The 23,428-nt window shown below is 61.2% G+C and carries 21 protein-coding genes, 1 tRNA gene and 1 riboswitch; of the genes, 17 read left to right on the top strand and 5 right to left on the bottom strand.

The features are described 5' to 3' along the window. Positions 1-194 precede the first annotated feature (194 nt). From ACODTZ_RS09710 to phoB, 6 genes are all read left to right on the top strand, one after another. Positions 195-1,229 (top strand): substrate-binding domain-containing protein, encoded by a 1,035-nt coding sequence (locus tag ACODTZ_RS09710; RefSeq protein WP_209232632.1) that lies wholly within the window; start codon positions 195-197, stop codon positions 1,227-1,229. A gap of 153 nt (positions 1,230-1,382) precedes the next feature. Continuing rightward, entirely contained in the window at positions 1,383-2,864 is a 1,482-nt protein-coding gene (pstC, locus tag ACODTZ_RS09715) for a phosphate ABC transporter permease subunit PstC (RefSeq protein ID WP_209189080.1), read from the top strand. Next, positions 2,861-4,183: a phosphate ABC transporter permease PstA gene (pstA, locus tag ACODTZ_RS09720; protein ID WP_489025376.1), complete on the top strand. Its 1,323-nt coding sequence runs from the start codon at positions 2,861-2,863 to the stop codon at positions 4,181-4,183. Before pstC ends, pstA begins: the two co-directional genes overlap by 4 nt. Positions 4,184-4,197: 14 nt before the next feature. After that, positions 4,198-5,013, top strand: coding sequence for a phosphate ABC transporter ATP-binding protein PstB (pstB, locus tag ACODTZ_RS09725; protein ID WP_018898305.1), 816 nt, complete (start codon positions 4,198-4,200; stop codon positions 5,011-5,013). Positions 5,014-5,056: 43 nt separating this feature from the next. Beyond that, the gene (gene phoU / locus ACODTZ_RS09730) at positions 5,057-5,770 is read left to right on the top strand and encodes a phosphate signaling complex protein PhoU (protein WP_018898306.1); all 714 of its coding nucleotides are present in this window, start codon (positions 5,057-5,059) and stop codon (positions 5,768-5,770) included. A 36-nt stretch (positions 5,771-5,806) separates the two neighbouring features. Next, complete coding sequence (phoB, locus tag ACODTZ_RS09735) at positions 5,807-6,490, top strand: phosphate regulon transcriptional regulator PhoB (protein WP_018898307.1); 684 nt, start codon at positions 5,807-5,809, stop codon at positions 6,488-6,490. Between the two features lie 82 nt (positions 6,491-6,572). Here the strand turns inward: phoB and ACODTZ_RS09740 are convergent, their stop codons facing one another. After that, positions 6,573-7,118, bottom strand: a complete 546-nt coding sequence (locus tag ACODTZ_RS09740) for a GcrA family cell cycle regulator (RefSeq protein ID WP_018898308.1) — start codon at positions 7,116-7,118, stop codon at positions 6,573-6,575. A gap of 427 nt (positions 7,119-7,545) precedes the next feature. Here ACODTZ_RS09740 and ACODTZ_RS09745 point away from each other — a divergent pair, with 427 nt between their 5' ends. From ACODTZ_RS09745 to ACODTZ_RS09755, 3 genes are all read left to right on the top strand, one after another. After that, complete coding sequence (locus ACODTZ_RS09745) at positions 7,546-8,742, top strand: aspartate aminotransferase family protein (protein WP_489025379.1); 1,197 nt, start codon at positions 7,546-7,548, stop codon at positions 8,740-8,742. Between the two features lie 47 nt (positions 8,743-8,789). After that, positions 8,790-9,707: an ornithine carbamoyltransferase gene (argF, locus tag ACODTZ_RS09750; RefSeq protein WP_026282967.1), complete on the top strand. Its 918-nt coding sequence runs from the start codon at positions 8,790-8,792 to the stop codon at positions 9,705-9,707. Between the two features lie 92 nt (positions 9,708-9,799). Further along, positions 9,800-10,795, top strand: a complete 996-nt coding sequence (locus ACODTZ_RS09755; RefSeq protein ID WP_489025381.1) for an Hsp33 family molecular chaperone — start codon at positions 9,800-9,802, stop codon at positions 10,793-10,795. Between the two features lie 18 nt (positions 10,796-10,813). Here the strand turns inward: ACODTZ_RS09755 and apaG are convergent, their stop codons facing one another. Next, positions 10,814-11,206, bottom strand: coding sequence for a Co2+/Mg2+ efflux protein ApaG (apaG, locus tag ACODTZ_RS09760; RefSeq protein WP_026282968.1), 393 nt, complete (start codon positions 11,204-11,206; stop codon positions 10,814-10,816). 207 nt (positions 11,207-11,413) lie between these two features. Continuing rightward, positions 11,414-12,598 (bottom strand): O-succinylhomoserine sulfhydrylase, encoded by a 1,185-nt coding sequence (locus ACODTZ_RS09765; protein ID WP_489025383.1) that lies wholly within the window; start codon positions 12,596-12,598, stop codon positions 11,414-11,416. 44 nt (positions 12,599-12,642) lie between these two features. After that, positions 12,643-12,721: riboswitch (SAM riboswitch) on the bottom strand. Positions 12,722-12,794: 73 nt separating this feature from the next. Here ACODTZ_RS09765 and ACODTZ_RS09770 point away from each other — a divergent pair. Beyond that, a complete protein-coding gene (locus ACODTZ_RS09770; protein ID WP_489025384.1) occupies positions 12,795-13,889 on the top strand; it encodes a 2'-deoxycytidine 5'-triphosphate deaminase in 1,095 nt (364 codons plus the stop codon). A 69-nt stretch (positions 13,890-13,958) separates the two neighbouring features. Next, positions 13,959-14,032: transfer RNA gene (locus ACODTZ_RS09775), tRNA-Gly, on the top strand. 88 nt (positions 14,033-14,120) lie between these two features. Here the strand turns inward: ACODTZ_RS09775 and ACODTZ_RS09780 are convergent. Both ACODTZ_RS09780 and ACODTZ_RS09785 read right to left on the bottom strand, forming a co-directional pair. Then, positions 14,121-15,797 carry a hypothetical protein gene (locus ACODTZ_RS09780; protein WP_489025386.1) on the bottom strand — a complete coding sequence of 559 codons (1,677 nt, stop codon included), beginning with the start codon at positions 15,795-15,797 and terminating at the stop codon, positions 14,121-14,123. Between the two features lie 117 nt (positions 15,798-15,914). Further along, positions 15,915-16,352 carry a hypothetical protein gene (locus ACODTZ_RS09785; RefSeq protein WP_489025387.1) on the bottom strand — a complete coding sequence of 146 codons (438 nt, stop codon included), beginning with the start codon at positions 16,350-16,352 and terminating at the stop codon, positions 15,915-15,917. 66 nt (positions 16,353-16,418) lie between these two features. Here ACODTZ_RS09785 and ACODTZ_RS09790 point away from each other — a divergent pair, with 66 nt between their 5' ends. The 6 genes from ACODTZ_RS09790 (at position 16,419) to ACODTZ_RS09815 (ending at position 23,427) form a co-directional block, all read left to right on the top strand. Continuing rightward, positions 16,419-18,467: an alkyl/aryl-sulfatase gene (locus ACODTZ_RS09790; RefSeq protein WP_489025388.1), complete on the top strand. Its 2,049-nt coding sequence runs from the start codon at positions 16,419-16,421 to the stop codon at positions 18,465-18,467. A 19-nt stretch (positions 18,468-18,486) separates the two neighbouring features. Further along, complete coding sequence (locus ACODTZ_RS09795; RefSeq protein WP_489025390.1) at positions 18,487-19,032, top strand: hypothetical protein; 546 nt, start codon at positions 18,487-18,489, stop codon at positions 19,030-19,032. Between the two features lie 256 nt (positions 19,033-19,288). After that, a complete protein-coding gene (locus ACODTZ_RS09800) occupies positions 19,289-20,029 on the top strand; it encodes a hypothetical protein (protein ID WP_489025461.1) in 741 nt (246 codons plus the stop codon). A 71-nt stretch (positions 20,030-20,100) separates the two neighbouring features. Further along, positions 20,101-20,847 (top strand): transporter, encoded by a 747-nt coding sequence (locus ACODTZ_RS09805; RefSeq protein WP_489025462.1) that lies wholly within the window; start codon positions 20,101-20,103, stop codon positions 20,845-20,847. Positions 20,848-21,028: 181 nt separating this feature from the next. After that, positions 21,029-22,459 (top strand): DUF3300 domain-containing protein, encoded by a 1,431-nt coding sequence (locus ACODTZ_RS09810; RefSeq protein WP_489025391.1) that lies wholly within the window; start codon positions 21,029-21,031, stop codon positions 22,457-22,459. A gap of 23 nt (positions 22,460-22,482) precedes the next feature. Beyond that, positions 22,483-23,427, top strand: coding sequence for a DUF2950 family protein (locus tag ACODTZ_RS09815; protein ID WP_489025393.1), 945 nt, complete (start codon positions 22,483-22,485; stop codon positions 23,425-23,427). Position 23,428 lies beyond the last annotated feature (1 nt).

A 23,428-nucleotide genomic window follows, 5' to 3' on the forward strand; every position in this document is an offset into this window, starting at 1 on the left:
AAAGACGTCCCGGTCTTTATGAAGCCTGATTTTATCTATGCATTTCAATTGCATAGACTGTCATAAATGTTTCACCGAACTGACATAAAAGCTCTTGTCATCAGGGGCTAAAGAATGCGTGCCGCTGACAGAGACGGCACCGTCAAAGGGCCGTTCAGGCCCCACCCAGACAGTTATAAGCCCGGGAGACTATTATGAACGCTTTTAAACTTACGGTCGCTGCACTTGCTGCTTCCGCCGCTTTCGCAGGCGCGGCTGTTGCTCGCGACCAGGTCCAGGTCAGTGGTTCGTCCACCGTTCTGCCTTACGCCAAGATCGTTGCCGAAACCTTCGGCGAAACCTTCAAGGACTTCAAGACGCCGGTTGTTGAATCCGGTGGCACCGGCGCTGGCCTCAAGGAATTCTGCAAGGGCGTAGGCCCTGACACGATCGACGTTGCCAACGCTTCGCGTCCGATCAACGCCAAGGAACTGGAAGCCTGCAAGGCTGCCGGCGTTACCGACATCCAGGAAGTCAAGATCGGCTACGACGGCATCGTCTTCGCAACCGACTCGTCCAACCCTGACGTCGCTTACGAGCCGGCCGACCTCTACAAGGCTCTCGCCGCTCAGGTTGTTGTTGACGGCAAGCTTGTCGCAAACCCCTACAAGAAGTGGTCGGAAGTCAACTCCAAGCTCCCGGCTGTTGATATCGCTGCCTACATCCCCGGCGAAAAGCACGGCACCCGCGAAGTGTTCGAACTGAACGTTCTCGCTGCTGGCTGCAAGGATAGCGGCGCTCTCGACGTGATCTCCAAGGAAATCGCTGACAAGGCTGCCCAGAGCAAGGCTTGCGTTGCAGTTCGTAAGGACGGCGCTGCAGTCGACATCGACGGCGACTATCCGGAAACGCTGGCACGCATCGCTGCCAACAAGACCGGCGTTGGCGTATTCGGCCTCTCCTTCTACGAAAACAACGCTGACAAGCTGAAGGTCGCTACCGTCAAGGGTATCGTTCCGAGCCCGGAAACGATCGCTGACGGCACCTACCCGGTTTCCCGTCCGCTGTTCTTCTACGTCAAGAAGGCTCACCTGGGCGTTATCCCGGGCCTGAAGGAATACGTAAACTTCTTCGTATCCGACCAGATGGTTGGCCCTGACAGCCCGCTCGTCGAGTACGGCCTGGTTGCTGCTCCGGACGCTGAGCGCGAAGCGACCCGCAAGTCGGTCGAAGACGGCAAGACCATGTAATAAACTTTGCCGGCGCGATCCAAGGGGTCGCGCCGGCATTGCCTTTGTCCGCTCTAAGGGAGCGGTGAAGCTGAACTACTCCATGATTGGAAGCCGAGATGGCCGAAGCGCCGTTTCGCTCTTGGGGGCCGAGGGCCTGGGGGACCTTAACGAATGAGTACATCCGTCTTACTCTTGTGCCTCGTTGTGCTTGGCGCGGTTGCCTTTGTGGCAGCACGCAGCCGCGCGACGGCGCTTGCCGGAGGTAAATCCTCGGCGCTGCACTCCCGGCCTGGCTACTACGGTGCCTATGCCGCAATCTGGGCTATCCTGCCTGCGCTCATCGTTCTGTGCGCCTGGCTTGCCATCAGCCCCTCCATTATCGAATCCTCCGTCCGCGGCGGCTTTCCTGATGACGTCAAGGCTCAGCCAGCCGCTCAGCAGAACCTGAACTACGGCATGGTCAGCGCCATCGCCCGCGGTCTGCCGCTGCTCGCGAGCGAAGACGTTGCCGCAGGCGTCGGCGATCCCGCCGGTCTCCAGGCCAAGCTCGCCGCCAAGGGCGTTCCGCTCGCCGGCGTGCCGCAGCCTTACATGATCGAAGGCGCGCAGAAGCTGAACACCGAGAGCGGCATCAGCCGCTTGATCATGACGCTGGTCGTTCTGGCGCTCGGCGTTGCCGGTGGCTTCTATGCCCTGCGCGAAGTCGCTCCCCGTTTCCGGGCCCGCAACCGCGTCGAGCGCGTCATGCTCTGGGGTCTGCTGCTCGCATCCTCCATCGCCATCCTGACCACTGTCGGTATCGTCATGTCGATGCTGACGGAAGCCGCCCACTTCTTCGCTGAAGTTCCGGCCGCCGACTTCTTCTTCGGCACCGTCTGGGATCCGCGCTTTGCCGGCGCCGGCAGCTCGTCCTTCGGCCAGTTCGGTCTCATCCCGCTGCTGCTCGGCACGCTCTACATCGGCTTCGTCGCCATGCTGGTCGCCGTTCCGGTTGGTCTCTTTGCGGCCATCTACATGGCGGAATACGCGGCTCCCAAGGTTCGCGGTATCGCAAAGCCGCTGCTCGAAGTCCTGGCCGGTATCCCGACCATCGTCTACGGCTTCTTCGCCCTCGTCACTGTTGGCCCGTTCCTGCGCGACCTCTCGTCCCAGGTGAACGGCCTTCTGACCGGCGACTACAGCAACTTCATCCAGGCACAGAGCGTTCTGACCGCCGGTATCGTCATGGGCATCATGCTGATCCCATACGTCTCCTCGCTGTCTGACGACATCATCACCGCCGTGCCGCGCGCCCTGCGTGACGGTTCGCTCGGCCTCGGCGCCACGCGTTCGGAAACGATCAAGAAGGTCGTTCTCCCCGCCGCCCTGCCGGGTATCGTCGGCGCTCTCCTGATGACCGCCTCGCGCGCCATCGGCGAGACCATGATCGTCGTGCTTGCAGCCGGTGTTGCAGCCCGTATCCAGATCAATCCCTTCGAGCCGATGACGACGGTGACGGTCAAGATCGTCAACCAGCTGACGGGTGACCTTGAGTTCACCTCGCCGCAGACGCTGGTTGCCTTCGCGCTTGGCATCACGCTGTTCTTCATCACGCTTTGCCTTAACATCTACGCGCTCTTCATTGTGCGCAAATACCGGGAGCAGTACGAATGACGGACGTTGTTTCCTCCGGACAGGGCGTCGTCGTCTCCAAGGCGCCGGCCCGCCGCGATATCGGCATCAAGCGTCGCTACGCCGCCGAACGCCGCTTCCAGGCCTATGGCATCGCTGCCATCTCCTTCGGTCTGATCTTCCTGGCCATCCTGCTCACGACGGTTATCCGTCAGGGCTACACGGCCTTCGCGCAGACCTCGATCACTCTGCCGATCGAGTTCTCCGAAAAGGTGCTCGACCCCAACAACAAGCGCGCCACCGACCCGTCGGTGCTGATCGCCGCCAACTATCCGGTGCTGATCCGCGACGCCATGGTCAAGACGCTCGGCATCAACGCCCAGAGCCGTCCTGAAGTCCGCGACGCCACCGCGATGATCTCCAAGGGCGCCCCGATCGTGCTCCGCGACATGGTCGTCGCCGATCCGTCGCTGATCGGCAAGACGGTCAACGTCACGCTTCTTGCCGACGCCAATATCGACTCGGCCAACAAGGGCCAGATCGACCTGACAGTTGACGAGAAGAACCGTAAGGTCAACGACCGCCAGGTCGGCTGGATGCAGCAGATGGCGGCCAGCGGCACGCTCCACAAGGAGTTCAACACCGGCCTCTTCGTCAACGGCAATTCCAGCCGTCCGGAAGCCGCAGGTCTTGGCGTCGCCCTCATCGGCTCGCTCTACCTGATGCTGATCGTTCTTGCCCTGTCGCTGCCGATCGGTGTCGCTGCTTCGATCTACCTCGAAGAGTTCGCGCCGAAGAACAAGCTGACCGACCTGATCGAGGTCAACATCAACAACCTCGCGGCCGTTCCTTCGATCGTCTACGGTCTGCTCGGTCTCGCCGTCTTCATCAACTTCGCAGGTCTGCCGCGCTCCGCGTCGCTGGTCGGCGGTCTGGTGCTGACGCTGATGACGCTGCCGACCATCATCATCGCCACCCGCGCAGCGCTGCGCGCCGTGCCCCCTTCGATCCGCGCGGCCGCTCTCGGCCTCGGCGCTTCGAAGATGCAGATGGTGTTCCACCACGTTCTGCCGCTGGCAATGCCTGGCATCCTGACCGGCACCATCATCGGTCTGGCGCACGCGCTCGGTGAAACCGCGCCGCTGCTCCTGATCGGCATGGTCGCCTTCGTCGCCAATGCGCCTGCCACCCCGATGGATCCCTCCACGGCTCTGCCGGTGCAGGTTTACATGTGGGCAAACGAAGCCGAACGCGCCTTTGTCGAGCGCACGTCCGGCGCCATCATCGTCCTGCTCCTGTTCCTGATCGTCATGAACCTCGGAGCCATCCTCTTGCGTCGTCGCTTTGAGCGCCGCTGGTAAACGGAGTAAACATCATGAACATGTTGACGGAAGCAGCAGTTGAGAAGGCGCTAGACCAGAAGATGAATACCATTCCGTATAAAATGATCGGCCAGGACGTCTCGGTTTACTACGGCGAGAAGCGTGCGCTTTTCGACGTGAAGCTGAACATCCGCGAAAACACCGTGACGGCTCTCATCGGTCCGTCGGGCTGCGGCAAGTCCACCTTCCTGCGCAGCCTGAACCGCATGAACGACACGATCGACAACTGCCGCGTCACCGGCAAGATCACGCTCGATGGCGATGATATCTACGATCCGGATATCGACGTCGTCGAACTGCGCGCCCGCGTCGGCATGGTGTTCCAGAAGCCGAACCCGTTCCCGAAGTCGATCTACGAAAACGTCGCCTACGGCCCGCGCATCCACGGTCTCGCCAAGGCGAAGGCCGACATGGACGTCATCGTCGAGCAGAGCCTGCAGCGCGCCGGCCTGTGGAACGAAGTCAAGGACCGCGTGCATGAAGGCGGCACCGGCCTCTCGGGTGGTCAGCAGCAGCGTCTGTGCATCGCCCGCGCGATTGCCGTCAGCCCCGAGGTCATCCTCATGGACGAGCCCTGCTCGGCGCTCGACCCGATCGCGACCGCCAAGGTCGAGGAGCTCATCCACGAGCTGCGCGAAGCCTACACGATCGTCATCGTCACGCATTCGATGCAGCAGGCAGCCCGCGTCTCGCAGCGCACCGCCATGTTCCACCTCGGCAACCTCGTCGAGGAGAACGATACCGACAAGATGTTCACCAACCCGGATGATCCGCGCACCCAGGATTACATCATGGGCCGCTTCGGCTGATCTCCGAAACCGGTAAACCTCAGGACATTCAAGGATAAGCCCCATGGCATCGACACATATCTATTCCGCCTATGACGATGATCTCAAGTTCCTGACGCGCCGCATCTCCGAAATGGGCGGCCTCGCGGAACAGATGGTCGGCGACGCTGTTCGCGCGCTCGTCAACGGCGACACTTCGCTCGCCCAGAAGGTCATCTCCGACGACGTGATCCTCGATCACGCCGAGCGCGAGATCGGCGAGAAGGCGATCATCACCATCGCCCGCCGCCAGCCGATGGCTGCCGATCTTCGCGAAATCATGGGCTCGATCCGCATCGCGGCCGATCTCGAGCGCGTCGGCGATCTCGGCAAGAACACTGCCAAGCGCGTCATCGCGGTCCAGAGCACCGGCGTTCCGCGCAAGCTCGCCCGTGGCCTCGAGCATCTCTCCGAACTGGCGCTCGTCCAGCTCAAGGAAGTTCTCGACGTCTACACCAGCCGCGTTGCCGACCGCGCCAAGTCGATCCGCGAGCGCGATGAGGAAATCGACGCGATGTACACCTCGCTGTTCCGCGAGATGCTGACCTACATGATGGAAGATCCGCGCAACATCACCAGCTGCACGCATCTTCTCTTCTGCGCCAAGAACATCGAGCGCATCGGCGACCACGCCACCAACATCGCAGAGACCATCTACTACATGGCTACCGGCGCCCAGCCGGAAGGCGAACGTCCGAAGGACGACACCGCCAACACCGTCGGCGCGGTCACGGAATAAGCGTTCCGGACCCACGCCCCCAGGAGACCGAGACGAATGATCCCAAGAGTAGCAGTCGTTGAAGACGAAGAAGCACTGAGCGTGCTTCTTCGCTATAACCTTGAGGCCGAAGGCTTCGAAGTCGATACCATCCTTCGCGGTGACGAGGCCGAGATCCGGTTGCAGGAACGCACGCCGGACCTTTTGATCCTCGATTGGATGTTGCCCGGCGTATCCGGCATCGAGCTGTGCCGTCGCCTGCGCATGCGCCCGGAGACGGAGCGCCTGCCGATCATCATGCTGACCGCCCGTGGCGAGGAAAGCGAACGCGTTCGCGGCCTGTCGACCGGCGCCGATGACTATGTCGTCAAGCCGTTCTCGACGCCTGAGCTCGTCGCCCGCGTCAAGGCGATGCTGCGCCGCGCCAAGCCGGAAGTGCTCTCCTCGTTGCTGAAGTGCGGCGATATCGAGCTCGATCGCGAAACCCATCGCGTTCACCGCAAGAGCCGCGAAGTCCGCCTCGGACCGACCGAATTCCGCCTCCTGGAATTCCTGATGTCGTCGCCCGGCCGCGTCTTCTCCCGCTCGCAGCTGCTCGATGGCGTCTGGGGCCATGACATTTATGTCGACGAGCGCACCGTCGACGTTCACGTCGGCCGCCTGCGCAAGGCGCTCAACTTCTCGAACATGCAGGATGTCATCCGCACCGTTCGCGGCGCTGGTTATTCGATGGAAGCGTAAGGCGCTTCCATTTCATCCGATCCAACGAAAAACGGGCCCCGCGAGGGCCCGTTTTCTTGTGTTCCTTATCCGGCTTTCCGGGTCATGCGACCCGGTTGGCGGCCTTGCGGCGCTCGTTGACCGGCTGGTAGGCCATCCGCTGGTGGTAGGTGCAGTATGGCGAGTTGTCAGGGGACTCGCAGCCGCAGAAGTGAAAGTCATCCGTCAGCGGATCGCCGACCGGCCACTTGCACGTACGCTCGGTCAGTTCCGTAAGGCCGAGGCGGCGCGAGATCGGAACGACAACGTTGGAAGCCGGACGGTAACGGACTTCCTCGATCGCATCGATGTCCATCTCTTCCTTGAGAGCCACTGCGCCCTGCGGGCGGGCAACGGCGCGGCTTGGCGAGATGCGTGCGGAATTGAAGTTGCTGGCGGGGCGGGGCGTCGAAACCGCCGGGCGCTTCGGCGCCCGGGTCGCGGTCGTCGTGCCGCCGGCCTTGGCGCGGCCAGGCAGGTTCAGACGGTGGACCTTGCCGATGACGGCGTTGCGGCTTACACCGCCAAGTTGTGCCGCAATCTGGCTGGCGCTCAGGCCTTCGGCCCAAAGCTTCTTCAGTCTTTCAACGCGCTCGTCTGTCCAGTTCATGCCCTGTCTCCGCCTTATTGCGTTGGTGTAGGCAGAATCCCTCACCCATGGCACGGACGTGTCCGGACCAAGAAACGCTTGCTCGATTTTGGTGACTAGTTCCGCCGCATGCAGTCTAGTAATTGAGTTTTAACCTAGAGTGAGGGCGACTCCGTGACAAGAGTCGGTTGAATCGCGGCGAATCGATTTCTCGGTTTTCCCCAACTTGCTGGGTGAGAGAGTCATTTCTGCAACATTAGCTGTTGATAGCTCACCGGCACCCCGATGCTTGCTTGACGCATGCGACAAAAGCTCAGTTTTGTTGACATCGCACTGCGAAAAGACAATAGTGCCCCTCGCCGCCGAAAGGCGGCATTTTTCATTTCCGGGCACCCGCTTTTTAGCCGGAGTCCGGGCGATTATTGAGCGAATGACAGGAGATCGCGCCATGGCTGAAGCCGCGCCGCTTTATGATACCTACTCTCGTGCCCCGCTGCGGTTCGAGCGAGGAGAGGGCGTGTGGCTGATCACCGAAACTGGCGAGCGATATCTCGATTTCGGCGCGGGCGTTGCCGTGACCTCCGTCGGCCATAGCAATCCGCATGTCGTCGGAGCACTGAAGGATCAGGCCGATAAGGTTTGGCACCTTTCCAACATTTACGAGATCCCCGGTCAGGAGCGCCTCGCCAAGCGGCTTACGGATGCAACCTTCGCGGATAAGGTGTTCTTCACCAACTCCGGCGCCGAGGCGCTGGAATGCGCGATCAAGACCGCGCGCCGCTACCAGTATTCGAAGGGCCATCCCGAGCGCTTCCACATCATCACCTTCGAAGGTGCCTTCCACGGCCGCACGCTGGCGACGATCGCTGCCGGCGGCCAGGAGAAGTATCTCGAAGGCTTCGGCCCCAAGGCACCCGGTTTCGACCAGGTTCCCTTCGGTGATATCGAGGCCGTTCGCGCTGCGATCACCGATGCCACGGCCGGCATCCTGATCGAGCCGGTACAGGGTGAGGGCGGTATCCGCCCTGCGACCGTGGAGTTCATGAAGGCGCTGCGCCAGCTCTGCGATGAAAACGGCCTGCTTCTGATCCTGGACGAGGTTCAGACCGGCGTCGGCCGTACAGGCAAGCTCTTTGCTTATGAGCGGTTGGGCGTAACGCCGGACATTCTGGCCGCCGCCAAGGGCATCGGCGGTGGTTTCCCGCTCGGCGCCTGCCTTGCAACGGCTGAAGCAGCCTCCGGCATGAAGGCCGGCACCCATGGCTCGACCTATGGCGGCAACCCGCTTGCCATGGCTGTCGGCAATGCCGTGCTCGATGTGATCCTTGAGGAAGGCTTCCTGCAGCACGTCAGCGACGTGGCACTCGTCTTCCGCCAGGGGCTCGCATCGCTGAAGGACCGCTTCCCCGATGTGATCGAGGATGTCAGGGGCGAAGGCCTGATGCTTGGCGTCAAGGCGGCTGTTCCGTCGGCTGAGCTCCTGCAGGCCATCCGCGCTGCCAACCTGCTGGCCATTCCGGCCGGCGACAATGTCATCCGTTTGCTTCCTCCGCTCGTCGTCACCGCCGACGAAGCCCGCGAAGGCCTCGCACGCCTGGAGCGTGCCGCCGAGAGCGTGCGCGCCAAGGCAAAGAAGACGGCTTGAATGGATGGATGCCCGGCCGGATGGCGGGCGCAACAGGTTAAAGACAGATGGCTTCCCCAAAACACTTTCTCGATCTTTCCGCGGTAACCTCCTCCGACCTCAGGGTCATCATGGATGACGCCAAGACCCGCAAGCAGGCCTTCAAGGCCGGCCAGGGCGACAAGCCGCTGGCAGGCAAGATGCTGGCGATGATCTTCGAAAAGCCCTCGACGCGTACCCGCGTCTCCTTTGACGTCGGCATGCGCCAGCTCGGTGGCGAGACGCTGTTCCTTTCAGGCACCGAAATGCAGCTCGGCCGCGCCGAAACGATTGGCGATACCGCGAAGGTCCTGTCGCGCTATGTCGACGCAATCATGATCCGCACCACCGACCATGCGCGCATGCTGGAGCTCGCCGAACACGCGACGGTTCCCGTCATCAACGCTTTGACGGATGACACCCATCCCTGCCAGATCATGGCCGATATCATGACCTTCGAAGAGCATCGCGGCCCCATCAAGGGCAAGACGATTGCCTGGATGGGCGATGGCAACAACGTGCTGCATTCGCTGGTCGAAGGCGCTGCCCGTTTCGGCTATCGCATGAACATGGCGGTACCCCTTGGTTCCGAGCCGAAGGATCACTATCTGAACTGGGCCCGCAATGAGGGCGCCGAGATCATGCTGAGCCATGATGCAGACCGTGCGGTCGCCGGCGCCGATTGCGTGGTGACCGATACCTGGGTCTCCATGAATCAGGAACATCGGGCCCGGGGTCACAACGTCTTCCAGCCTTATCAGGTCAATTCGGCTTTGATGGCACAGGCCGACAAGGATGCATTGTTCATGCATTGCCTGCCGGCCCATCGTGGTGAGGAAGTTACCGACGAAGTGATCGACGGCCCGCAATCCGTGGTCTTCGATGAAGCGGAAAACCGTCTTCATGCGCAGAAGTCGATTCTTGCTTGGTGCCTGGGCGCGATCTGAACCATACTGGAGGCCACATCGGGCCGGACAGGCCCGTGGCCGCGCTGGCGGATGGACGGGCTCGTCCGCTGCCCTCAGACTAGGAGAAGACCATGGCAGAAGCTGCAGCCACCCTCGGCGAATTCGATTTCGCCGGCGATGATCATGTCGTTCCGTTTCAGGTGGAAGGCCTGGATGTGCGCGGTCGCGCTGTCCAGCTCGGCCCGATGCTGGATGCGATCCTCGATCGCCACAACTATCCCGCACCCGTCGCCCGCCTGCTGGCCGAAGTCATCGCGCTGACGGTGCTGCTTGGCACGTCGCTGAAGTTCGAAGGCAAGTTCACCGTCCAGACCAAGAGCGACGGCCCGGTCGATCTGCTTGTCGCCGATTTCTCGACGCCCGAGAACGTGCGCGCCTATGCCCGCTTCGACCAGACGCTTCTGGACGAGGCAGTTGCCGCCGGGCGCGCCGAGCCCGAGCACCTGCTCGGCAAGGGCATGCTGGCGTTCACCATCGACCAGGGCAAGTTCAGCCAGCCTTACCAGGGCATCGTCGCGCTCGACGGCGCCACGCTGGAGGATATAGCCGGCACCTACTTCCGCCAGTCGGAGCAGATCCCGACGCGCGTGCGCCTCGCCGCCGCCGAACTGTTCGATCGCGACGAAGCGGGCAAGCCGCGTCATCGCTGGCGGGCAGGGGGCCTCGTTGCCCAGTTCCTGCCGGAAGCGCCCGAGCGCATGCGTCAGGCTGACCTGCACGGCGGCGATGGCGATGAAGGTACCGTCCAGCATGCGGAAGACGATGCCTGGGCCGAAGCGCGTTCGCTGGTGGAAACCATTGACGCCGACGAGCTGACCGATCCGCAGGTCGGCGTCGAGCGCCTGCTGTTCCGGCTGTTCCACGAGCGCGGTGTGCGCGTTTACGAGCCGCGCGAAGTGTTCGACCGCTGCTCCTGCTCGCGCGAGAAGATCAAGGGCGTGCTGAAGGGCTTCTCCGCCGAGGAAATCGAGGCGAGCCAGGAAGAGGGCAAGATCGCGGTCACCTGCGAGTTCTGCTCGACGACCTATCGTTTCGAGGCCGAAGAGCTCGCGCAGGCGGCTGAGTAACCTGCGACGAAACGAAGGTTAGTTCAGCACTCTGAGCAGGCCGGGTGAATCAAGAGAGAAGGCGGGGATTTCCACCTGGAAGACCTCGCCTTTATCGGTTTCCATCTGGTAGTGGCCGAACATCAGGCCCGATGGCGTATCGAGAGGGCAGCCCGATGAATACTCGTAGGTATCACCAGGGCTGAGCGTCGGCTGTTCGCCGACAACGCCGGCGCCGCTCACTTCATCGACGACGCCGTTCTGGTCGGTGATGTTCCAGTAGCGGTTGACGAGACGTACCGTGAGGTCGGAATTATTGCTGATGACGATGCGGTAGCCCCACACATAGCGGTCGTCGTCCGGGTCGGATTGCTCCTCCAGGTAAAAGGGCTCGACCACCACTTCAATATCTCGTGTCAGGGCGCGGTACATGCCTACACCATAATAAGAATACCTTACTGGTATCTTATAAGAGGTGCGGCAGGTCAATAAACCAGGCCGGAATCCGCAATCAATTGGCTGTAAGCGCGAAAAATTCGCGCGTTAAGACTAATGCTACTCCCGCTCAGCGCGAGTAAATTGCAAAAATGCGCGCTTAAATGCCGGCCGGATCACATCGACCCGGCCGGCTATTCTTGATCAGGCCTTGATCTTGGAGAGCGCCTGCGCGAAATCCTCGATCAGGTCGTCGGTATCCTCGATACCAGCAGACAGGCGCACGGTGCCCGGAGAGATGCCGAGTTCGGCGCGGGCCTCGTCCGTCAGGTTCTTGTGCGTGGTCGTCGCCGGATGCGTGATCAGGCTCTTGGCGTCGCCGAGATTGTTGGAGATCTTGACGATCTCAAGCGCGTTCTGCAGCGCGAACGCCGCTTCCTTGCCACCCTTGAGTTCGATCGCCACCAGCGTCGAGCCGCCCTTCATCTGTTTGGCGACGATATCGGCCTGCGGATGGTCCTTGCGGCCTGGATAGATCACCTTCGCGACCTGCTTCTGCTCGGCCAGGAAGTCGGCGATCTTGCCGGCGTTCTCGGTCTGCTGCTTGACGCGCAGCGGCAGCGTCTCGAGACCCTTGAGCAGCGTCCAGGCCGTGAACGGCGACATGGCCGGGCCGGTGTGGCGATAATAGTCCTGCAGATGCTCGTTCACCCACTCCGTATCCGAGAGGATCACGCCACCGAGGCTGCGGCCCTGGCCGTCGATATGCTTGGTCGCGGAATAGACGACGATATGGGCGCCGAGTTCCAGCGGCTTCTGGAAGATCGGCGTCGCGAAGACGTTGTCGACCACGACCTTGGCGCCGACCTGGTTGGCGAGCTTGGCAACGCCTGCGATATCGACCACTTCGAGCGTCGGGTTGGTCGGGCTTTCCAGGAAGAACACCTTGGTGTTCGGGCGGATCGCCTTTTCCCAGTTCTCCAGATGGCGGCCGTCGACCAGCGTGCATTCGATGCCGTATTTCGGCGCCAGCGTCTCGACCACCCAACGGCAGGAACCGAAGAGCGCGCGGGCGGCCACGATATGATCGCCGGCCTTCACCTGGCAGAGGATGGCGGCGGCAACGGCTGCCATGCCCGATGCGGTGGCGCGGGCTTCTTCGGCACCTTCCATCGCGCACATGCGCTTTTCGAACATGTCGTTGGTCGGGCTGCCGTAGCGGGCGTAGATATAACCCTCGGTCTCGCCCTTGAAGCGCGCCTCTGCGGCTTCCGCGCTATCGTAGACAAACCCTTGCGTGAGATAGATCGCCTCGGATGTCTCGCTATACTGCGAGCGCAGCGTTCCGCTGTGGACCAGTTGGGTTGCCGGGCGCCAAGTCTTGCTCATGCCATCACCACTTTCAAACACAAAAAAACCGGCCGCGAATGCAGACCGGTTTCAACCCGGTCTATTTAGCCACTTGTTTAACGTGGCTGCAAGCCGACCGGCCAAATCACCACGGGATAAAGCTGCAATACTGCTGTTGCGCGCTTGCGTCAATTCCTCGATTTTGGTTTTGTCTGCGGCAAATTATGGATGGGGCATGATGGCTCGCGAAACAGGAATATTGGCAGACCGCGCGATTGCCGCGTTGTTCGAGACGGGGCGCCTCGTCGCGGAGCGCGAGCTCGACAGCGACCAGATCCAGCCGGCGAGCCTTGATCTCCGCCTCGGCACCAAGGCCTTCCGCGTCCGCGCCAGCTTTATGCCGGGTCCGAACAGCCTCGTCTCCGACAAGCTCGACCGTTTGAAGCTGCATGTCGTCGATCTCTCGGAAGGCGCGGTGCTCGAAACCGGCTGCGTCTACATCGTCCCCCTGATGGAGCGCCTCGATCTTCCGGCCGACATGTCGGCCTCGGCCAATCCGAAAAGCTCGACCGGCCGCCTCGATATCTTCACCCGCGTCATCACCGATTACGCGCAGGAATTCGACAAGATCCCGGCAGGCTATTCCGGCCCGCTCTATCTCGAAATCTCTCCGCGCACCTTCCCGATCGTCGTGCGTCGCGGCTCACGCCTGTCGCAGATCCGCTTCCGCATCGGCCAGTCGCTGCTCGGCGAACCGGAGCTTCTGGCGCTGCACGATGCCGAAACGCTGGTCGCAAGCACAAAGCCGAACGTCTCCGGCGGCGGCATTGCACTGTCGATCGATCTCGCCGGCGACAAGGACGGCCTGATCGGCTATCGCGGCAAGCACCACACGGCTGTCGTCGACGTCGACAAGAAGGCCCAGCACGACATCTTCGATTTCTGGGAGCCGATCTACAGCCGCGGTCGCAACGAACTGATCCTCGATCCGGACGAGTTCTACATCCTCGTCTCGCGCGAAGCCGTCCACGTGCCCCCGCACTACGCCGCCGAGATGACGCCTTTCGATCCGCTGGTCGGCGAATTCCGCGTCCACTACGCCGGCTTCTTCGACCCAGGCTTCGGCCACGCCCCCGCCGGCGGCCGCGGCAGCCGCGCCGTCCTCGAAGTCCGCAGCCACGAGGTCCCCTTCATCCTCGAAGACGGCCAGATCGTCGGCCGCCTGGTCTACGAGCACATGCAGGAACACCCCGAAAGCCTCTACGGCACCGGCCTCGGCTCCAATTACCAGGCACAGGGCCTCAAGCTCTCCAAGCACTTCCGGATCTGAGCAGCCTCACCCGGAAGTCGCCAACCCCGCTTGACACCGACCGCCATCTGTTGGAAATCTGCGCGTAACGCGGGTGTAGCTCAATGGTAGAGCAGCAGCTTCCCAAGCTGAATACGAGGGTTCGATTCCCTTCACCCGCTCCAGCGAACCCAAGCGGACATTGCCCAATATTTCAAGCCTACCAATTCCCGGCTATCGTGATCCGGGGGTGTAGAACAATGGTACGTTTACTTATCGCGCAATGCTGCCCACCGGCTCCAGGTCCGCCCCTGCCTTGATCACCCCGCGCTCAAGCATTGTCACTAAATCTGGCGGAAGACCTACGGCATCAACGGTCTTTTTGAAGGCGGCCGCGTCGATGCCTCCATCCGTCACGCTACCTGGCGCTTGCTCTGAGCCAAGCTCCCCGAGCGCGGCAGCGCGGATAACACTCGTCAGCGAACTGCGGCCGGTCACCCGCTCGGTCCAAAGGAGAGCCTCTGAATAGCGGGCGTCACGGAAGGCGTCCAGTGCGAGGACGACCATGGCACATCGGGGAACGATGTCGGTTTCGGCGCTTGCCTCCTTCGCCATTGCCAGTCCGGCAGACGTATATCCTGCTGAGTAAAGCAAGCCACCCAAGGCCGCTACAGAGTCCGGATTGTTCGGATTCAACGCGACGGCTTTGTTGCCTGCCTCGATCGCAGCTTCCAAGCTTCCACCTGCTGCTTGAGCCGCCATCAAAGCAAGCTGCGCCCGGTCGGAAAATGGGGCTCTGGCAACGGCGTCCTGCGCAAGCCGAAGCGCACGATCGACGACATCAGACGGCGTCGCTCTTCCAGCGGGTGCAAGCAGAATACGGGCGAGAATTGCATTGGCGTCGGAATCGTGTGGCATGAGCCGCACCGTTCGTTCGAGGCAATTGGCTGCCGCCTCAAGGCTGCCCCGAACTTCGAGCGCGTACTCCGCGCGCACGACGCAGTCGTTACCGACGGAATCCTGAGCGGCATTCAATTTGATCGAGTTGATCACGCCTCGACTGGCGGCGATCCGCTTGGCAAGCGAAGCAACGATCTGCTGTCTCGCGACGGCCGCGCTCTTTCCTGCCGTTTCAACCCTTTCCAACCCGGACATCAGCAGGTTTCCGGAAGCGTTCTCGGTGACCTGCCACCAGACGCTTCGCTCGCCGAGATCCGAATAGTATTTGAGCTGAACCGAGTAACGCCGGTCGGCAGCGTTGGTCCTTACAGACGCATATGCCGGCTGCGCGACAATGATCGTCTGAAACTGTGTGAGTGCCGTCAGCAGGCCGTCACGTACCTGGCTTGCCTCTCCGGCTTGTTGTGGGTTCGCCACGTCGACGGTGACGTACACGACGGGTTTCGTGGAAATGACGGGTCTCTGCGCGTAGGAGTATATGCCCAGCGTGGCGATCGCTGCCAGAACCGACACCATTAACCCGGCAAACATCAATCTTCGCTTGGGCGGCGTGTTCTCCGGCTGGTATGGATTACGCCGGACGGCATGGCCGAGCGCTATCTCGTCGGCTTTTCTGTGATGAGGCGCGTTAGCGGTGTTGCGAGCAAAGCAGGCGATGTATTTCCCTTTTTTTACGCTTATCCAGATGTCGTGGTCTTCGCCGAACGCAACGTAAAAGGATTCCAACGTTGATCTGAGACGGCTGATCTCGATGCGGACGATTGGATCGATGCTAGAGTCGAAATTACTCGGCCGTCCCAGCACATCCACGGCAATGGCATAGGCCTTGACTTCCTCGTCTTTGATACGTTGCGCTACGAGATAGGTAAGTATTGCCTTCTGGCGGTCGGCAGTCTTGAACCTTTGATCTGCGAGAAGCCGTTGGAGTGCGGCTTCCGCCTCGGTGTCGTCCACGTGCTCCTGGAATTCGTCGTCAATCTCAGCACCCATGGTCGTCCCCGATACGCCGGTCGAAAAGCTGAAATATGCGCAGAACCCTATATCAACCCAATAACATTAAGTTGCAACCTTGAATCCTAATGAAACCATCAGTCATTAAGCGAAGTCCTAAATCGATGTCGTGTCGCCAAGCACAATAGAGAGCACGTCACTTTCAATCTCGGAACAAAGCGTCTCGTACTCTTCGATCAGCGGGCAATCGTTTCGATCACGCTCCTTCTGGAACCTCTGCAGCGTAACGTATGCCTCCTCGTAGGCTTCGAACATGCCGTTGAGATGGGGCGATTGGGCTGCGATGACTTGCAAGCGCCCACGTATGGCGGGCAATTTGAGCATGAGACGCCAGAGGCCGCGCTGGGCCTTTCTCGAACTCGTGCTTGCTGGCTCCTCCGCATCGCTCATCGGATCATCGCTCGCAGTTCCGACCAAACGCTCGACCGAAGATGCTCCCGTCACCGACGTTGAGAAGTACGTTACGGTAAACTGCTCGAACGGCGAGATTCTGTAACGTTTGTAATGTCGCCTATTACCGTAACGTACTTCCAATATGCCTCCGCACCCGTACCGTCCGGGCCGCGGAATGTTGAGACATGCAAACTCACGGAGAACGACATGACCTCCCCAGACGGCAATGGCATCAGCAGAGCGGATTTCCTTCGAGGCATGGCGTCGGCCGGTCTCGCTGTCACCCTGGTCGGAAAATCCGCGCAGGCGAACGCGCAGGACGCACCGCCTGTCTCGAAAAGCGGTGTCGCGGCCAAGCCCGCGACCAAAGCGACCCTTGATTACAACGCACTCTATCGAAACGGCCTTCCGTTCGACGACGTGCAGGATTTCAAGGACGCGCACCGCGGCCTGCTGGCTGCACTGCCTGATCCGGCGATCATCAAGAACGCGGAAGGGACGCCCGTCTGGGACCTCAGCGTCTACAACTTCCTCGGCAATTCCGAAACGGACGACGCCCCTGACACTGTGAACCCCAGCCTGTGGCGCATGGCCAAGCTGAACATGGTTCACGGCCTCTTCGAGGTGGTCGACGGCATCTATCAAGCCCGTGGCTACGACCTGTCGGTGATGAGTATCATCCGTACTGACACCGGCTATATCGTCATCGATCCGCTGGTCAGCTCCGAAACGGCTCGCGCGGTCTGGAAGGAGCTCGTCATCCCCAAACTCGGTGACAAGCCGATCGTCGCGGTGATCTACACCCACAGCCACGTCGACCACTATGGCGGTGTCCGCGGCCTGGTCAACCAGGCGGACATCGATGCCGGCAAGGTGAAAATTCTTGCGCCTGAGGAATTCACCAAGGCGGCTGTCGGTGAGAACATCATCGCGGGTAACGCAATGAGCCGCCGCGCCAGTTACATGTACGGCAATCTTCTGCCGCGTGGGCCGCAGGGCCAGGTCGATGGCGGTCTCGGCAAGACGACTTCGACCGGCGAGATCGGCCTGGCGCTGCCGACAGACTGGGCAACCGAGACCGGACAGAAGATCACCATCGACGGCGTCGAACTGCAGGTGCTGATGGCACCGGAATCCGAAGCGCCATCGGAGTTCATGTTCTACATCCCCAGATACAAAGCCTTCTGCGCTGCCGAAGACGCCTGCCACACGCTGCACAATCTCTATACGCTGCGTGGCGCCAAGGTTCGCGACGGTCTGCTGTGGTCGAAATATCTCCAGCAGTCGATCGACATGTTCGGCGACGAGACCGAGGTCCTCTTCACCTCTCACCATTGGCCGACTTGGGGCAACGACCGCGTCATCGCCCACCTGAAGAGCCAGCGCGACATGTTCCGCTTCATCCATGACCAGGTCATGCGCATGGCCAATAGCGGCATGACGCCCAAGGAGATCGGCGAAGTTATCCGGCTTCCGCAGGCTTTGGCGACGACATGGGCTTGCCGCAGCTACTACGGCACGGTCTATCACGACGCGGTGGCGCAATATAACCTTCGCCTCGGCTTCTTCGACGGCGTGCCTGCCACGCTGCATCAGCTTCCGCCGACGGAAGCCGGAAAGCGCTATGTGGACTTCATGGGTGGAGCAGACAATGTCCTGCGGCAGTCGCAGGTTTCCTTCGAGCAGGGTGACTATCGATGGGTCGCCGAGGTCGTGAACCATGTGGTCTTCGCCGATGGCAACAACGTCGCCGCCAAGCAGCTTCTGGCCGATACCTACGAGCAGTTGGGCTATCAGGCGGAATCCGGACCGTGGCGTAACTTCTATCTCACGGGCGCCAGCGAATTGCGCCAGGGCGTAACCGAGCTCCCGGTTCCGAACACGGCGAGCCCGGACACGATCAAGGCGATGCCGATCGACATGTTCTTCGACTTCCTCGGCGTCCGCCTGAATGGCGACCGGGCCGCCGGCAAGACCATCGAGATCAACATGGAACTGACGGATACCAAGGAGAAGTATGTCGTCGGCGTGGAAAACTCGGCCATCCACTACTCCAAGGACAAGTCAGCACCCAGCGCCGACGTGTCGATCTCGACCACCCGAGAGGCGTTGAATGACGTCATGCTCGGAACGTCGACGATGGAAAAGCAGGTCGTCGAGGGCAAGGCCAAGCTGACGGGCGACCCGAAGAAATTGTCGGAGTTCGTCGGGCTGCTCGACAACTTCGAATTCTGGTTCCCGATCGTCACGGCGTGATCAGCCAGGAGGCCTTTCAATGTGCACCATCTGCTCCTTGACGATCGAGTTTGCCGTCGAGCACCCGCAATCATTGGCGGTTGCTGTCGCGACGCGGCAGGCGATTGACACGGGCCTCCTTCCTGAACCCGATCCGACGATCGAAATCGACATGGCACGATCGCGTCACGACGCGGTCGTGCAGCTCACCACGATGCAACAGCGGTTGGAGCAGGTTTTGTCGGCGTCGCGGTTGATGGCATTGCCCAATTTCTATGTTCTCATGATCGAAAGCCGCACCTGGGGCTATTTCAGCCCAACGCGCGGCGGCTTCGATGTGAAGGCCAACCCGTCTCCTCCAAGGATCGAACCGGACGAAGACGGAATCCGCGACAGTGTCGTCCTGATGTCGCAGGCTGCCGCATCGGAGATCAGCAGCGGTCGGCTTCCTTTTGAGCGCGCCATGGCGGACGGGCTGGCGATCGTCGATGCGCCGGGCCTCTACGAAGAGATAGTCCGATCGGCCTTCGTCAGCTCCTATCCCATGGGTGCCTTCAGCACTCTGGTCTGCACGGAAGTCGCATGACACCGCCACAGCGCATGAGTACGGCGATCGCCTCCCACAAACCAAACGGCAGTGCAGCGGTGATCGCGCGTAGCGGCCATGCAACATCCGAGAGTAATCTATCTCGCTCCAGGGTCCCCGCGTGTGTGATCGCTTTCCTTACCGCAAAAACGAGAGCAAGCTCAGGTTGACCTATGTCCCTTCATACTACAGCCTTCGGGGGAAGCTGATGTTTCGTAAGTTTGGGTACGTCGCCGGCATTGTAACAGCACTTGCCATGTCATCCTCAGCATTCGCAGCCGACCTCCTGCCGGCATCCGCTCCACAGCCTTTGCCGCAGGCCGCCAACGGCTGGTCCTTCTCCTTCTCTCCCTACTTCTGGGTGGCTGGGCTCGACGGCAAATCGCAGGTGTTCGGCCTGCCGACCGTGGATATCAGCCAGTCATTCGGTGACATCGTTTCCGATCTCGACTTTGCCTTTTCGGCGGCGGGCGATGCTCGCTATGACAGGTACAGCGTCTTCACCGACATCAGCTACGTGAAGGTGACGAGCGACGCCGCCACGCCTCGCGGCGTGATCGCCGATGAGGTGAGCCTCAAGTCCGTCACCTTCACGGCCATGGTCGGCGGCGCCTATACGCTTTACGAAGATCAGCAGACGCGGTTCGACATACTCGGTGGCGCGCGTTTCTGGCATGCGGAAACCCGCATCGGCCTCAGCGGCGGATCGCTCGGCGACGTCTCGCGCTCTGATGATGCCAATTGGGTCGATGGTCTGGTCGGCTTCAAGGGAAGCCACTCGTTCACCGATACGATCTTCGTCACTGGGTGGGGCATGATCGGCGGTGGCGGAGCGGATCTCGACTGGGATGTGCTTGGCGCGATCGGATACCAGTTCAACGAAACGGTGTCGGCGGTTGCCGGATATCGTGCGCAGGGTGTCAACTACAGCAATGACGGCTTCACCTACGACATGATCCAGCACGGGCCGATCCTCGGATTGCAGGTTCGTTTCTGAGCCAAAGGTCGGAGCGTGAAAAGATGAAGACACGTTTGCCTCTGCTCGTCCTGGCGGGCCTTCTTTCAGCGATGTCGGCCGCTTCGGCACAGGACGCCGATCTCGCGAAGAAGCTCTCCAACCCCATCGCCTCACTGGTCAGCGTCCCGTTCCAATTCAACTATGACAGCGGCTACGGTCCAGAGGATGGGCACAAGGCGGTTCTCAATATCCAGCCCGTCATTCCGTTCGACCTCAACGGCGACTGGGAAGTGATTTCGCGGACGATCGTTCCGGTGACATGGCAAGACGATATCGCGGGCGACAGCGGAACCCAGTTCGGCCTTGGCGACACGCTGCAGAGCTTCTTCTTTTCGCCGAAACAGCCGGCACCCGGTGGCATCATCTGGGGGCTGGGTCCAGCCATCCTGATCCCCACGGCGACGGAACCGTTGCTTGGCAGCGAAAAGCTCGGTCTTGGCCCGACCGGCGTTGTCCTCAAGCAGGATGGTCCATGGACCTACGGCGCGCTTGCCAACCATATCTGGTCCGTGGCGGGCGACGGAGGGCGGTCGGATATCAGCTCGACCTTCCTGCAGCCATTCATTTCCTACACCACGCACGATGCCTGGACCTTCGCGCTGAACACCGAAAGCACCTATGATTGGGAAAGCAACCAGTGGAGCGTCCCGATCAATGTCTCGGTCTCCAAGCTCGTTACCTTCGACAAGCAACCAGTGAGCTTCCAGCTCGGCGCACGCTACTGGGCGCAATCGCCGGATGGTGGTCCGAGCGGCTGGGGCGTTCGCGCCGGAATTACATTCCTCTTCCCCAAGTGATTTTAGACCGCCCAGGCTGGCAGTTACTCTGCGTCGTCGGTGGTAACAGAGGTCCCTGTAACATTGCGCTTTACGGTAACGTACTTACAGCGCGCTGAATTATCTGTTCCCCTGCTTCTTCGATCCCGTTGCGTCCCCGCCGCTTGGCGGTTGTGGCTTCATGCTCGAAGGAGACCTGTCGATGGCGTTGTGTTCTCTCGCTGCCCCCGGACGTTGGGCGATCCTGGTCCTTGCGTCGGCGTTTCTCGCTGTCGGTGGGGGCGCTCTTAACGCTCAGGAGCAGCCAACCCCGGCGCCGTCGGCCGCACCAACGCCGGCATCAGCCCCGGCCCCGGCGACCGATGCGTTGACCGACGAGGAGATGCAGGTGCTCGTCGCCAGGATCGCGCTCTATCCCGATGAGCTCGTCGCGCTGGTCACCTCTGCCTCCCTCTATCCGCTGCAGATTGTCGAGGCTTCCCGGTTCCTCGGTGAGGTCAAGAATAATACTTCGCTGAAGCCCAAGGATGATTGGGATGGCAGCGTGGTCTCGCTCCTTAATTACCCCGATATCGTCAAGATGATGAGCGACGACCTCGACTGGACGCAGCAACTCGGCGACGCCGTCGCCGACCAGCAGAAGGACCTGCTGATCGCCATCCAGACACTGCGCGACAAGGCGGTCGCGGACGGCATCATCAAGACTGACGACAAGGTGAAGGTTGTCCAGCAGAACGACAATGTGGTCATCCAGGCCGCCAACCCCGAGAAGATCTACGTGCCGCAGTACGAGCCGCAAATGCTCTACGACGACGGATACGCGCCGGCGCCGATCGGCTATTTCCCCGATCCCTATCCCAACTACTATTACCCCACGGCCACCTATTTCGCGGGCTTCGTGACCGGCGCGATCTTCGGCGCCGTGGTCGATTGGGATCGATGGGGCGTGTGGGGCGGCCGGTTCGACGGCAACGATATCGACATCGACTGCGACCACTGCTTCAACCGTTTCGATCGCAACGGCAAGGTCAACTTCAACGATGTTGACTGGAAGAATGTCGATCGCAGCAAGATCAAGTTCGATCACAACCAGTTCGCCAACATCGACAAGACCAACATTCGCAACCGGCTGGAAGCGGGCGGCAATAATGACATTCGCACGAAGGCCAAGTCCGTCAAGGCAAGAGCAGCCAACGCCAACCATGCCCGCGTAACGCCGTCCGCCATCAAGGACATCAGGGCCAACAAGATCGCCGGCGGCGGTGGCGAGTTGCGAGACCGTGTTGCCAATCGCCCCGCGGGCGACCGTCGCGGCGAAATCGGCGAACGCGGAAACCGTGACATCGGAAACCACGCAATGGCGGGCAAACGGGATGTACGGCCGAACCGTCCGTCCGGCCTCGGCGAAGTCCGCTCGCGAAGCGCGGCCAACCTCCACTCGCAGCGCGGCGGCCGCGCAATGGGTGGCGGACACCACGCCAGCCGACCGGAGTTCGCGGCGCATCGCGGGGGCGGAGGCGGAGGTCCTCACTTCAGCGGCGGCGGCAGAGGTGGCGGTGGAGCCCACTTCAGTGGCGGCGGCCGTGGTGGTGGTGGCCATGCCCGCGTGCCCCATGGTGGACGTCGACGCTAATCGAACCGAACGGAGTTATTGCCATGAGCGCTCATACCTCTCGCATTGGATTTCGTCTGTTCACCGCTGCAGCGCTGTCCGTTGTGTTATCGACCTCGATGACGTTTGCCGCCGAGAAGAACCTCGTCGATCTCGTGTCGAAGCAATTGCCGACCGAATATGACAACGCGGATGCCGCACTGGCAGCGTTCAAGGAAGCAGTTACCGCCTCCGACCTGGACAAGCTGGCCACCATCCTCGGCGTCGACGCTGCACACCTCAAGGCGACCGCGGGCGTGACGGAGACGCTTGCGGCGATCAAGGATGGGATCGGGAAGCGGATCGGCCTTGAGGAGAGGAACGGCCAAAGCATCGTCGATGTCGGCGATATCATGTGGCCGTTTCCGTTCCCGATCGTGAAGTCAGAGAACGGCAAGTTCGCCTTCGATCCTGTCGTCGGCATCGAGGAGATCATCAATCGCCGCATCGGCGAGAACGAAATCCAGACGATCGAAACCGTGCGCGGCTATGTCGATGCCCAACAGCAATATGCGACCGCCGATCACGATGGCGACGGCGTCCTCGAATACGCGCAGAAGCTCGTGAGCAGCCCCGGTCGGGCGGATGGTCTCTACTGGCCCGAGAGCGAAGGTCTCGGCGAGAGCCCGGCGGCGCCCTATCTCGACTACGTCCAGTTCGACAAGTCGAAGGACAACAACGGGTACTTCGGCTACCGCTACAAGGTGCTGACCCGACAGGGCGGCAATATCGCCGGCGGCCCCTATGACTACGTGATCAACGGCAACATGATCGCCGGTTTCGCCCTGGTCGCGTGGCCGGTGAAGTATGGCGAGACGGGCGTCAACACCTTCGTGGTCAACCGCAACGGCATCGTCTACCAGGCCGATCTCGGTGCCGACACCGACAAGATCGCGCGGGCCATGAAGCAATTCAATCCGGGCGATCGCTGGTCGGTGACCGAGGATTAGG

The sequence above is a fragment of the Rhizobium sp. FG113 genome (assembly GCF_057809895.1).